At 42.8% G+C, this 12,628-nt stretch carries 11 protein-coding genes; 7 read left to right on the forward strand and 4 right to left on the reverse strand.

All coding sequences use genetic code 11. The features are described 5' to 3' along the window. Positions 1-38 precede the first annotated feature (38 nt). Complete coding sequence (murI, locus tag JZU62_RS02535) at positions 39-785, reverse strand: glutamate racemase (protein ID WP_295011587.1); 747 nt, start codon at positions 783-785, stop codon at positions 39-41. 1 nt (position 786) lies between these two features. After that, a complete protein-coding gene (gene rho, locus JZU62_RS02540) occupies positions 787-2,112 on the reverse strand; it encodes a transcription termination factor Rho (RefSeq protein WP_295011589.1) in 1,326 nt (441 codons plus the stop codon). 207 nt (positions 2,113-2,319) lie between these two features. Between rho and JZU62_RS02545 the strand changes: the two genes are divergently transcribed. From JZU62_RS02545 to JZU62_RS02555, 3 genes are all read left to right on the forward strand, one after another. Then, on the forward strand, positions 2,320-3,945 hold the full coding sequence (locus JZU62_RS02545; protein WP_295011591.1) for a methyl-accepting chemotaxis protein: 1,626 nt from the start codon (positions 2,320-2,322) through the stop codon (positions 3,943-3,945). Positions 3,946-4,039: 94 nt separating this feature from the next. Next, positions 4,040-4,843, forward strand: coding sequence for a formylglycine-generating enzyme family protein (locus JZU62_RS02550; protein WP_295011593.1), 804 nt, complete (start codon positions 4,040-4,042; stop codon positions 4,841-4,843). A gap of 66 nt (positions 4,844-4,909) precedes the next feature. Further along, positions 4,910-6,538 (forward strand): methyl-accepting chemotaxis protein, encoded by a 1,629-nt coding sequence (locus tag JZU62_RS02555; protein ID WP_295011595.1) that lies wholly within the window; start codon positions 4,910-4,912, stop codon positions 6,536-6,538. Here JZU62_RS02555 and JZU62_RS02560 read toward each other — a convergent pair. Then, on the reverse strand, positions 6,528-6,938 hold the full coding sequence (locus tag JZU62_RS02560) for a YchJ family metal-binding protein (RefSeq protein WP_295011597.1): 411 nt from the start codon (positions 6,936-6,938) through the stop codon (positions 6,528-6,530). The genes JZU62_RS02555 and JZU62_RS02560 overlap by 11 nt on opposite strands. A gap of 62 nt (positions 6,939-7,000) precedes the next feature. Between JZU62_RS02560 and rmuC the strand changes: the two genes are divergently transcribed. Then, positions 7,001-8,299 (forward strand): DNA recombination protein RmuC, encoded by a 1,299-nt coding sequence (gene rmuC / locus JZU62_RS02565; protein ID WP_295011599.1) that lies wholly within the window; start codon positions 7,001-7,003, stop codon positions 8,297-8,299. Positions 8,300-8,305: 6 nt separating this feature from the next. On the opposite strand, the gene JZU62_RS02570 is transcribed toward rmuC, so the two are convergent. Continuing rightward, positions 8,306-8,854 carry a CDP-alcohol phosphatidyltransferase family protein gene (locus JZU62_RS02570; protein ID WP_295011601.1) on the reverse strand — a complete coding sequence of 183 codons (549 nt, stop codon included), beginning with the start codon at positions 8,852-8,854 and terminating at the stop codon, positions 8,306-8,308. A gap of 152 nt (positions 8,855-9,006) precedes the next feature. Here JZU62_RS02570 and JZU62_RS02575 point away from each other — a divergent pair, with 152 nt between their 5' ends. From JZU62_RS02575 to feoB, 3 genes are read left to right on the forward strand one after another with little or no spacing between them, the layout of a single operon-like run. Then, positions 9,007-10,209 carry an OprD family outer membrane porin gene (locus JZU62_RS02575; protein ID WP_295011603.1) on the forward strand — a complete coding sequence of 401 codons (1,203 nt, stop codon included), beginning with the start codon at positions 9,007-9,009 and terminating at the stop codon, positions 10,207-10,209. 8 nt (positions 10,210-10,217) lie between these two features. After that, on the forward strand, positions 10,218-10,457 hold the full coding sequence (locus JZU62_RS02580; RefSeq protein ID WP_295011605.1) for a FeoA family protein: 240 nt from the start codon (positions 10,218-10,220) through the stop codon (positions 10,455-10,457). Beyond that, entirely contained in the window at positions 10,447-12,558 is a 2,112-nt protein-coding gene (gene feoB, locus JZU62_RS02585) for a ferrous iron transport protein B (RefSeq protein ID WP_295011608.1), read from the forward strand. The genes JZU62_RS02580 and feoB overlap by 11 nt, the downstream gene beginning before the upstream one ends. Positions 12,559-12,628: the final 70 nt, after the last annotated feature.

Below are 12,628 nucleotides of genomic sequence, written 5' to 3' on the forward strand. Positions count from 1 at the left end.
TATAAGTTGAGTTTACCGTGGTTACGATAAATTTTAGATTACAGTGACAGCCACTCTTTGGCAACGCGGCGAAGCCCTTCGGGATTTTCGGAGGCGAAAAATTTGAGGCTGGTCTCCTCAAAACGTTGTGTAAAATCGTAGTGGCTCTCCAGATACTCGACAATCGCTTCACCGGAGTGGATGAGGGAGCTTTTTCCTTCGAAATAGGTATCGATTGCACGAGCGACTAACGGAAAATGGGTACATCCGAGGATAATCGCATCGGGTGTTTTTTCTAAGGAAGCGAAATAGTGATGGAGGGCACTTTGAAGTACTTCCCCCTCATACAACCCCTCTTCGACGATAGGGACGAGCAGAGAGGTTGCGATAGCGCTCAGGTTTTGGTATCCCAGTTCGTGGAGCCCTTTTTCATACGCCCCTGATTTAACGGTTGCTTTGGTTCCCAAGATGAGGATATTGGCATCGGTATCGGGGATCGCATTTTTAAGGGCTAACACCCCCGGATCGACCACACCGATAACGTCGCAGTCGCTTTGTTCTCTCATCTCATCGAGGGCGTAAGCACTAACGGTATTACAGGCGGTAATGAGGAGATCGATTTCAAAGTTTTTGAAAAATTCGAGGGCTTCGAGGGAGTAGCGGATGATGGTGTTTTGATCTTTGACCCCGTAAGGGACACGCGCGGTATCGCCGAAGTAGATAATCTCTTCGAAGAGTTTGTGCTCCAACAGCGATTTGACGACGCTTAAGCCCCCGACACCGCTATCAAAGACGCCGACTCTCATCTTATTTGCTTGACTCGTTCATGCTATCAAGGAACTCGATATTCGATTTACTTTTGAGCATGGTATTGTAGAGGAAGCGGAGTGCTTCGACTTCGTCTTCTTGTTTATGCAACATAGAGCGAAGGACAAATACTTTTTGCAATACATCCGGTCCGAGGAGGAGTTCCTCTTTTCGGGTTCCCGATTTGAGGATGTCGATAGCAGGGAAGATACGGCGATCAGAGATTTTACGGCTGAGGACAATCTCGGAGTTACCGGTCCCTTTGAACTCTTCGAAAATAACTTCATCCATACGGCTTCCCGTATCGACAAGGGCAGTTGCGATGATCGTGAGACTTCCGCCGTTTTCGATGTTACGCGCCGCACCGAAAAATCGTTTCGGTTTGTGCAATGCGTTGGCATCGACTCCCCCTGAGAGAACTTTTCCTGAACTCGGGGTAACGGTGTTGTAGGCACGCGCAAGTCGGGTGATCGAGTCGAGGAGGATCACGACATCTTTACCGAGCTCAACGCGTCGTTTTGCCCGTTCGATTACCATTTCGGCAACTTTGACGTGATTTTTTGCCGGTTCATCGAAGGTTGAACTGTAGACTTCCCCTTTGACGGAGCGTTCCATATCGGTAACCTCTTCGGGGCGTTCGTCGACGAGGAGAACCATGAGCTCGATTTCAGGATGGTTATTTGTGATACCGTGAGCGATCTCTTTCATGAGTTCTGTTTTACCTGAACGTGGAGGAGCGACGATAAGACCGCGTTGCCCTTTTCCGATAGGGGAGAACAAGTCCATCATCCGTCCGGTAAGTCGGGTCGGTTGGTATTCGAGTTTGATTTGCTCTAACGCATATAGCGGTGTGAGGTTTTCAAAGAGAGGACGTTTTTTAGACTCTTCGGGTGGTAGGTAGTTGATCGCTTCGACTTTGAGGAGGGCATAGTAGCGCTCTTGATCTTTCGGTGCGCGAACCTGACCCGTAACGATATCTCCGTTACGGAGAGCGAAACGGCGAATCTGAGTGCTCGATACATACGCATCGTGCATCGAGTCACTAAAAGACTGATCGACTGCACGTAGAAAGCCGTAGCCATCTTGCATAATCTCCAAAATTCCCGTAAAGAGGATGAATCCCCCTTGCTGTACTTGGGTCTTGAGGATTTCAAAAATCAAATCTTGACGTTTGAGCTCATTGGGGTCTTCGATGTTTAGTGAAGCGGCAATCTCAAGGAGATCTTCGAGTTTTTTAGTACGTAGGGCTTCAATAGTAAAGCCATCAACCGGAATATGGGTACGGTTTTTCGAGTTGTTTCGAGGAGTTTTTGCGGTATCGCTCATGCGTGGAATGCCTTAAAGTGTGTGGATTTAATCGGCGAGTTTTAGGTGAGATGTCATTGACAGGTCATTGTTTTGTTCTGACATTATAAACTATAGCGAAGCGGGTTGTCAAGAACGCCTTTCGAATTAATTTTTTTAAATAATTTAGGAATTGTAAAGGAGTATTAAATATAATGAATACGAATAAAGAAAAGGTGGAGAAAATATATGGGCTGGTTGCATCAAATTTATATTAGAACAATGTTGAAAATAATCATTGGAATTATTGCTTTTTTTCTTCTTATTAGTGCTGTAAGTATGTATACGTCAACGGCTCACATGGAAATAAAACTTGAGGTTCAAAATAAAGAGACTATACCGCAGGCCATGGGGTATATTAATCTGAAAATCAATGTAATTCAGATTCAGCAATGGTTAACGGATATTTCGGCAACTCGAGGGGCAAAAGGGTATGACGACGGATTTGATGAGGCGGAAAAATATTATAAAGAATCCAATGCACTTCTGGATCAAATGATTACGGCTGAAAAAGATAATGCGTCGAAAAAAGAAGAATTAGAAAAATTCAAGCATGATTTGGATGAGTATTATACTATCGGGAAAAAAATGGCAGAGGCATATATTGCAGGCGGGCCTGAAGCCGGTAATACATGGATGGGCAAAGTTGACCCTTATGCGGAAGAGTTGACAACGCGTTTGAACGGATGGAATGATACATATATCAAGAAAGTCGAAGAGGGGTCTGTAGAGCTTGCGAATAATGCAAAAGCAGCAAAATATTCAAATTTAATTATTTCCATTGTCGTGATGGCGGTCGTGATGGTTGGATTTGGTCTTATTGCACTGGTTCTTGATGGAGTACAGCCTCTTATTTCACAAATCAGTCAAATTGCTGGTCTGAATTTAAGTCAGTCGGTCAAGATGAAAGGGGATAATGAGTTAACACTTATTGGAACACAATTAGAAGATCTTCGACTCAAACTGACCAAATTCGTTACACAAGCCAAAAAAACATCGAATGAAAATGCATCGGTGGCGCATGAACTTTCGACATCATCGATGCAAGTTGGTAAAACCGTTGAAGAAACGGTTGAAGTCATCACACAAGTTGCTAATGAAATCGAAAAGATTAATCAAGACACACGACATATCATCGATAAAGCAGATCAAAATAAAGTAGAGATTATCGCGGCAGGGATTGCTCTTAATCAAACAGCTTCGAAAATAGTAGCGCTGACGACGCAGGTTGAGAGAAATTCGCAAACTGAAAATGAGATGGCAGGGCGTATTCAACAGTTAAGTCATGATACGAAGCAGGTCAAAGATGTGCTTGATATTATTTCAGATATTGCTGAGCAGACGAATTTACTTGCACTTAATGCAGCAATCGAAGCGGCTCGTGCGGGTGAACATGGGCGCGGATTTGCTGTTGTTGCGGATGAAGTACGAAAGCTGGCCGAGCGAACTCAAAAAAGTTTAGTTGAGATTCAATCAACGATCAATATTATCGTTCAAGCAATTATTGAGACGAGTGAAGAAATGAACGTAAGTTCAAAAAATATGCGTGACTTGGCAAAAATATCAAATGAAGTGGAAGAAGAGATTGAAAGAGCTTCATCCACTATGATGAGTGCTACCAAGACTACAGAAGAGAGTGTTGTCGTTATTACTCATACCGCTGAGATGATTACCGCCATCAATAAAGAAATTCAACAAATTAATAAGCTTAGCGGATCAAATGCACGAAGTGTTGAAGAAATTGCTTCTGCTGCAGATCATTTAAATAGTATGACTCAAAATTTGAATACACACTTGGACCAATTTAAAGAGTAAAAAAATATCAATCGTAACGGATAAAGATAAGTTGTGAACGATTTTTGCTACATCGATTTTAGTAAAATAAATAAACATATTTAAAAGGTTCATTTTGCTCGATTTTTTTAAAAAGAAAACCGAAGATACTTCAGCGAATCAAGTCGTAGAGACACCACGAGATTTTACGAATTCGATTGGTATGGAGTTTCTCTACATTGACGGCGGGGAGTTTATGATGGGGCGTAATCCGCAATACAATGAGGGGGGTGATGTTGAATCTCCTTCCCATCCTGTTAAACTGGGTGGATTTTGGATCACGAAGTATCCGGTAACTCAAGAACAGTATTTCAAACTGACCCGTGTCAACCCTTCCTTTTTCAAAAATGATAAAGTAGAAGAGGAGAGCTCACGCCGCCATCCGGTCGAGCAGGTGAGTTGGTTTGATGCGAAAGCATATGTAGAACTGATCAACCGTTATGAGGGGAAAACACGCTTTTATGCCCTCCCTACCGAAGCGCAATGGGAATATGTCGCAAAAGCGGGGGGAAATACCCGCTTTACCTTCGGAGATTCTGAATCACAACTCAATGAACATGCGGTTTATGAGTACAGTGCGAATGCTAAAACGGCGGCAGTAGGAAATAGACTACCGAATCGATTGGGGATTCATGATTTGCTCGGAAATGTTTGGGAGTGGTGTGAGGATGACTTTTTCGCCAACTATAACGGCGCACCGAGTGATGGGAGCCCTCGTATCGGCGGAGCTGAGGGAGAGTCGTTTAAAGTACGTCGCGGAGGGAGTTATAAAACGGGATATCTTTGTTTGCGCAGTGCATTTCGGGGGTATTCACGTCCGGATTTGATTTCTAACGATATTGGATTTAGATTGGTTATTAACGGTAATCCACTCAGTTAAGAAAATCGAGATAGTTATGTGATATCATTTCTCAGTATCGATTCGCACCAAAGATAAGGAAAATACATGAAGAGTACATACAGCATCCGTCAAAAAGTGATGGCAATGATTGCGGGATTTGTGATCGCATTATTGGTGATGGCCATAAGTGCCAAAGTCGTAGTACAAAATCTTATTGATGTATTTAATTCTCAATCAGAGCGGTACGATCAAATCAGTATTATTAAAGACTTTCGTCAGGTACAAACGGAAATTGTCCTGACGGCAATGGATATGATTGTCGATAAAGGTGATGGTGTTGCTTTGGAACGGACTAAATCGTTGGAGGAAGGATTTGCTGCAATGACAAAGATGCAGCAATCTTTGATTGAACTTGCTGATACGGAAGAAGAGAAAAAAAATGCAGAAAAAATCTCCGGTTTTATCCAAGGGCTTGAAGATTCAATCAAAAATGATTTGACCAAAGCGATTGAAACGGGTGCTGCTCAAAGTATTTTTGATGAACTGGATGATCGAATCGATGAAAATGGTGATCAGATGGATGGAACCCTTAAAGCGATTTCTGATTCGGTAAACCTAGAGGTAGCTGAGGCGAAACAAGAAGCTGAATCTGAAGCCGACAGCGCACAAATTGCTATTTTAACAGCGGGTATTTTAATCTCTGTCGGGGGGCTTGTTCTCGGGCTCGTTTTGATTCAAAATATCCGCAATACTCTACAACATTTACAAGCGGTTGCCGAGGATTTGGCTCAGGGTGAAGGAGATCTCACCAAGCGGATCGCAATACAAGGTCATGGGGAGATACCGAGTGTCTCTGCAGCCATCGATCAATTTATCGTTAAAATCCATAATTTGGTAGAAAAAGGGAAAAGATCGAGTATGGAAAATGCGGCTGTTTCTGAAGAACTGAGCCGTACTTTTGAAGGGATTGCCAAGGAATCCGAACGTGAAGCAAAAATTGTTATCGATACGGCTAATACAGGTGAAAATATCCGTACCACTATCCAAAATTCACTCGCTCAGCTTGAAAATAGCAAAGGGGAGATTTTGGGTGCGAATATGATGCTCTCCGAAGCAAAAGAGAAAGTTCTAATACTCACTTCAGGCATACAAGCGAGTAGTGAACGGGAGATGGAACTGGCTTCTAAACTTAATCAACTTAGCGGGAGTGCTGATCAAGTAAAAGAGATTTTAACAGTTATCAGTGATATCGCCGATCAAACCAATCTGCTTGCGTTAAATGCTGCTATCGAAGCGGCACGTGCCGGAGAACACGGACGGGGATTCGCCGTTGTTGCTGATGAGGTACGAAAACTTGCTGAAAGAACTCAAAAAAGTTTGGCTGAAATCCATGCAACGATTAATGTATTGATTCAAGCGATCAATGACAGTGCACAAGAGATTAATGAAAATTCTGAGCATGCGTTAGAGCTTACTCATACGGCGGATGAAGTGGAAGGAAAAATCATTGAAGCAGCTAGGGTGATAGAAAATGCAGTTCGAACAACGGAAAATTCATATGCCGTTTCTGTACAGGTCGATATTGGAGTTAACGGAATACTCGACCAAATAGGACTTATTAAAAATATTGCTGAGAATAACGCTAAGAGTATGGATGAAACACTGATTGCATTTGAGCAAGTTAATCGTGTTAGTGCTGAGTTGAATCACGGGCTAGAACAATTTAAAGTGTAGTGGTAGGAAACTCACCGTTTTCATAAAGCCATTTTCTCTCTTCTTTTAAAAAGCGGCTTTTCTCTCGTAAAATGCCGCTATTAAGCCTCGCTGCAAACGTGACAAAGGCTTCTACGTCTCCATCAATAAATTCATCGATTTTTAATCCGATAAACTGAGTATTTTGAGAGAAATCCAAAATCCTTTTTCTCCAATTCTCTTTATCTTCTGTGTAATCGGGATTATTTGGATGGGTTGTTGTCATAATATAATCGGCCATTCCCATAGCAAATGCGCTGTAGCGTGAGCGCATCAGTTTTTGAGCATTGGACGGAAAAATACCTTTATGATACGGTTGACAACATTTTTTGTACTTTTCGTTACTGTGACAGGGGCAGAGGGTATTGGATGATATTTTCATACCGTATCTTACAAAATGACATCTTTTTTACCTCTTAGGAGTGATGGGCTATAATCTCTTTTATGATATACGAAATAACAACCCTTATAGGCCTGATAGCCGCCGGAACACTCGGATGGATGTGGAATCAATCCCGCCAACACTACGCGCTCCTCGAAGCGCGAGCACTACAGCTCCAAGAGCTCTATGCTCAGGAGCAAACCTTCAAATCCAAACTTCAAATACAACTCGATACTGTTCAAAAAGAGTATCATTCACTGGAACGTGATTATGCGGTGCTCCACACAAGGCACGAAGAATCATCGCGTTCTTTCGAAGAAAAACTTCGCCTCCTTGATGAAGCAAAAATACAAATGAAAGCTCAGTTCGAACATCTAGCTACCCAGATTTTTGAACAAAAAGCTAAAACCTTCGACGAAGCTCATACCAAAGGGCTGGATCTGTTGCTCAAACCGTTTCGTGAACAGATTACCCAATTTGCTACCCAAAGCAAAGAACAGTTTATACACGATGCAAAAGAGCGTCAAAGTATCAAAGACGAAATTCTTCGCCTCAAAACCCTCAACGAACGGCTCAGCCAAGATGCGATCAACCTTACCCAAGCGCTTAAGGGAGAGAATAAAACACAAGGTAATTGGGGAGAAATCGTGTTGGAACGAATCCTCGAAGAGTCGGGATTGCGTGAGGGGCATGAATATGATACCCAAAGCACGTTCAGTGACGAAGAGGGGAAGAAGTTCCGACCTGACGTCATCGTTCATCTCCCACAAAATAAAGATATTATCATCGACTCAAAAGTTTCACTCGTCGCTTACGATGCGTTTATCCGTGCCGAAAATGATGAAGAGCGTGCCCATGCTCTCAAACAGCACCTTTTCTCAATCCATGCCCATATTAAAGGACTCAGCGGCAAACGGTATGAACAGCTTAGCGGTGTACGGACACTCGATTTTGTTCTCCTTTTTATGCCGATAGAGGGGGCATTTTTGCTCGCATTGGAACAGGATAATACCTTTTTCAAAACGGCATATGAGCAAAATATTGTCGTTGTCTCTCCATCAACACTTCTTGTAACCCTTCGCACCATCGAGCACATTTGGAGAAGCGAGTATCAAGAACGTAATGCCAAAGCGATAGCAGAATCCGCCGAAGCACTCTATGAAAAACTGGTAGCATTTGTGGAAGATATGGAAAAAATCGGTGAGCAGATCGGACGTACCCAAAAAAGTTATGAGGGGGCGATGAACAAGCTCAGCACCGGAAAAGGGAATTTGATTCGTCGTGTCGAGTCGATGCGGAAACTGGGATTGAAGCCAAAGAAGATGCTTCCGTCGTCTCTTACGGAAATAGATGAGGATTAAACACTTTTATAGGTGTGGAATCTTCACTTTTGAGTTGAGCAATGCTCCAATAATGATCATAAGGGCGAGAACCCCCATCCATCCGATAAATCCTGATCCTAACCATACTAGCCATAAAAGAATTGCACCAAGCGGTGTTGGAACACCTGTAAAGTGTTTGGCTACTTCTCCCACATCGGCATTGATGTTAAACTGGATTAGACGGCGTAGACCGCTGATGACGTAGTAGATCGAAGCGATCGATGTGATGATAAGAGGTATTCCTATAAGATGAGTATAAACTCCTTGAAATATAAAGAAGGTCGGAACGAGAACGAAGCTGAGAAAGTCGGCAAACGAGTCGAGCTGAATCCCGAATTCGTTGGAGAGTCCAAATTTACGTGCAATTTTTCCATCAATAATATCAAATGCTCCACCCATCCATGCTAGGATAACGGCGATCATAAATTTGTCTTGAGTAATAAAATAGGTAGCTAACAATCCGCAGGTGATATTTGCCATTGTTACCAAGTTAGCGAGATTGAAGTGACTGGTTGAACGCCATAAAAATTGCATAAAAGTCCTAATAAGGTATTATTTGAATGGAATTATATCCAAAGGATGAAAAGATAGACTAATTGAAAAAGGTTATCATTATTAAGGTTGCTGTAAGTCGATAACTATTATCATTCTGTACTTAAGTAATCAAAATATAATAAGGGACAAAAATGAAAAAAACAGTTATGATAAGTTTAGTAGCAGTTGCTGCACTACAGGGAGCAAGTTTTGATGAGGCTTTTAAAGCGGGAAAAGTGAGCGGACAACTTCGTACTGCTTACGTGAGTCAAGACAACGCGGTAGATACCGATACCTACGGAACCTCACTCGGCGGTCAACTCAAATATGAGACGGACACATGGAATGACCTAAAAATAGGTGTATCAGCTTATATCAGTCAAAAACTCGGTTTTGCTACCGGAGATGTTGATCAGGGAAAAGCGAATAATGATCTATTCGCTAACAACGCAAAGTCATACGCCTATGTAGGTGAAGCGTATGTCGATTACAGCGCAAACGACTTCAGCCTCCGTGTCGGTCGTCAGCTCATCGATACTCCATTAGCTGATACCGATGATATTCGTATGCACCCTAACACCTTTGAAGCGGCAATAGCAACTTATAGCGGGTTCGATAAAACAAAACTTGTAGCGGGTTACGTAAAACGCTTCGCGGGATACGATTCAGGTAATGATATTTCCGAATTTAAAAGACTCGATGGTGCGGATAGCAAAGGTGCGGCAGTTTTTGGTATACTCAATGAGAGTATTGAAAACCTAGCAGTGCAAGGGTGGTATTATGGTATCGATAATGTATCGAATGCTTTCTATACTGATGCTGTTTATACACTTTCACTGAGCGAAACCATGGGGTTAGAACTCAGTGCTCAAGCGGCTAACTTCTCTGAAAAACAAGCCAGTGCGATAGACGGTAATGTTTACGGCGTAAGTGCGGCATTGAATGTGGGTGCATTGACTCTCGGTGCGGCGTGTAATAAAGCCTCCAATGATGATGGGAAAAGTATTGTTAACGGTTTCGGCGGAGGACCATACTTCACCTCTATGGAAGAGATGACGATTGATAGTATGGAAGATGCAAGCGCGTATCAGTTGAGTGCCGAACTCGATTTAGCGGATGCGGGAATCGAAGGGTTAAAACTCAGTGCCCTTTATGGTAGTTTCAAAAGTACCCCGATGGATATGAAAGTGAAAGAGACCGATTTTATCGCCGTGTATGAAATCAATGAAGCACTTAGCACTGAAGTGAGCTATGCGATGGTGGATGATAAAAACAAAAACATCTTTGATAATTCAGGTACCCCTGATGATGGCGGGTATGATCGCCTATTGGTTCGTTTGAACTATACCTTCTAAGGATAATAATGAATACCATGACGCTTCTTAGCGCTTGTTCCAAGGGGGGAATTGCTACTGTGGTTAAAATTAATGCAACTGGCGCTCTCAAACAGCGGCTTATATCGTTTGGGCTGATGAAAGGTACGGAAATAACTATGCTCGAATGCGGTCTAACCAAAAGTACATATGAAATTAAAATAGGCAACGTTAATATTGCGTTGCGTCGTGAAGAGGCTGAACTCATCGAGGTGTCAAATGTCCGCTAAAAAAATTACCGTTGCCCTCGTGGGGCAGCCAAATGTCGGCAAAAGTATGCTGATCAACTCTATCGGCAATGCGCGGCTCCATGTCGGAAATTTTACGGGGGTAACGGTTGAAAAAACGGTCGTTACTTTTGAACATGACGGATATGAGTTCAGTGTCGTTGATTTGCCGGGGACGTATGCGTTTACCGACTATTCCATCGAAGAGAGAGTGACACACGATTATTTGTGTAATGAGAGTTATGATCTCATTATCAATGTACTAGATTCGACTAATATGGAAAAAAATCTTCAACTGAGTGCCGAATTGATGACGATGAGCAAAAAAATTGTGATTGCTTTGAATATGTCGGATGAAGCGGATAAAGAGGGGATTGAAATCAATGCTCCGTATCTTTCTGTGTTATTGGGTATTCCATGTATTCGTGTGTCAGCAGCAGCTAAAACCGGGCTTGAAGAGCTGATGAAGTCGGTTATTAAAGTTTTTGAAGCACCCTATCAGGAACAAAAGTTGGTTTTTAGCGAAGCGGTTGAAGAAGAGATTAATATTATCACTGATTATTTGAACCGACATAAGTTTAAAGCATCAATTAGTAATAGAAATATTGCAATCAACTTGCTTCAAAAAGAGAAAAAAACTTATCGGGTGTTGCACGATAATCCGATTTGGATTGAATTGCAACCGATGCTGATTGAAGCAGATCGTCACGTATTGCTTCATCATGATACCGATGATATGAAAGAGGCGCTTGCCGAAGAGTACTTTTCCTACAATCGGGGAATAATAGCCGAAGCAGTGAAGGTGAAGCCCAAAACTCCGTTGAAAAAAACAACGACCGAAAAAATTGATAAGGTTTTGATCCATCCGATCTTTGGTATCCCTATTTTTCTTTTCTTTATGTGGGGGCTGTTTCAGCTCACGTTTGAGATTGGCTCTATTCCGATGGACTGGATCGATGCATTTTTCGGATGGTTTGGTGAACAGGTCGGTTCAACGATAGGAAATGATGAGATACGCTCTCTTATCGTTGATGGGGTTATTGCAGGAGTAGGGGCTGTGGTACTCTTTGTCCCTAATATCGTCATATTATTTGTGGGGATCGCTTTGCTCGAATCGACGGGATATATGTCGAGAGTAGCATTTTTGCTAGACGGTTTTTTCCATAAATTCGGATTACACGGGCAGTCATTTATCCCACTCGTATCGGGATTCGGGTGCTCTATCCCCGCCTATATGTCGGCACGTATTCTTAAAAATGACCGTGATCGTCTCCTCACTCTTTTTGTCATAGGATTTATGAGCTGCGGGGCGAGGCTTCCAGTTTATGTCCTCTTTACGGGGGCATTTTTCGGTCCTGAGATGGCAGGGAATGTGTTGTTCGGGATTTATATCCTCGGGGCGATGATCGGTCTTGTAGTGGCAAAAGTACTCAAAATGACTGCATTTAAAGGGGCGGATGAGCCATTTGTTATGGAGATGCCAAAATACCGTCTCCCCTCGGTAAAACTGATCTGGCACACCGTCGTGACCAAAACGATGATGTATCTGAAAAAAGCGGGGACGTTTATCGCCGCCGCCTCGTTGCTCGTATGGTTTCTCAGCAGTTACCCAAAAGACGGTTCGCTTGATGCTGTTTTTGGCACAAGAATCGAATCAGCGGTATCGGAAGATGCAAAAAAAGTACTTGAGAATCAGCTCGCCGAGGCGCAGTTGGAACAGAGTTTCTTGGGGCAAATCGGGCATGCGATCGAGCCAGCATTCGCGCCGCTCGGATTTGATTGGAAGATGGCAGTTGCTCTTCAAACAGGACTTGCCGCCAAAGAGGTCGTTGTCTCGACGATGGGAGTTTTATACTCGTTGGGAAGCGATGCAACGGAAGAGGATCATTCTCTTATAGCTACGATTAGCTCTCAGATTCCGTTTGCGTCTGCAGTGGCATTTATCATCGTTATCATGACCTATTTGCCGTGTTTGGCAGCATCTGTTGTCTTTACTCGTGAGGCGGGAGGGATCAAATATTTCGGCTACCTGTTCGTATTTACGACGATTGTTGCCTACTCACTCGCGTTTGTCGCGTATCATGCAGTGTTGTGGTTTAGTTAGGGAATCATTAACTACTCTTTGTTACAATGCCGCTATGAGTAAAATATTAATGATAGAAGATGATCTCGAA

Origin of the sequence: Sulfuricurvum sp., from assembly GCF_019163035.1 — a bacterium.
Classification (GTDB): domain Bacteria; phylum Campylobacterota; class Campylobacteria; order Campylobacterales; family Sulfurimonadaceae; genus Sulfuricurvum.

Excerpts from the sequence above, each read along its gene's own strand:
- murI (WP_295011587.1), bottom strand. The coding sequence starts at position 785 with ATGAGAGTCGGCGTCTTTGATAGCGGTGTCGGGGGCTTAAGCGTCGTC.
- rho (WP_295011589.1), bottom strand. The coding sequence starts at position 2,112 with ATGAGCGATACCGCAAAAACTCCTCGAAACAACTCGAAAAACCGTACC.
- JZU62_RS02545 (WP_295011591.1), top strand. The coding sequence starts at position 2,320 with ATGGGCTGGTTGCATCAAATTTATATTAGAACAATGTTGAAAATAATC.
- JZU62_RS02555 (WP_295011595.1), top strand. The coding sequence starts at position 4,910 with ATGAAGAGTACATACAGCATCCGTCAAAAAGTGATGGCAATGATTGCG.
- JZU62_RS02560 (WP_295011597.1), bottom strand. The coding sequence starts at position 6,938 with ATGAAAATATCATCCAATACCCTCTGCCCCTGTCACAGTAACGAAAAG.
- rmuC (WP_295011599.1), top strand. The coding sequence starts at position 7,001 with ATGATATACGAAATAACAACCCTTATAGGCCTGATAGCCGCCGGAACA.
- JZU62_RS02570 (WP_295011601.1), bottom strand. The coding sequence starts at position 8,854 with ATGCAATTTTTATGGCGTTCAACCAGTCACTTCAATCTCGCTAACTTG.
- JZU62_RS02575 (WP_295011603.1), top strand. The coding sequence starts at position 9,007 with ATGAAAAAAACAGTTATGATAAGTTTAGTAGCAGTTGCTGCACTACAG.
- JZU62_RS02580 (WP_295011605.1), top strand. The coding sequence starts at position 10,218 with ATGAATACCATGACGCTTCTTAGCGCTTGTTCCAAGGGGGGAATTGCT.
- feoB (WP_295011608.1), top strand. The coding sequence starts at position 10,447 with ATGTCCGCTAAAAAAATTACCGTTGCCCTCGTGGGGCAGCCAAATGTC.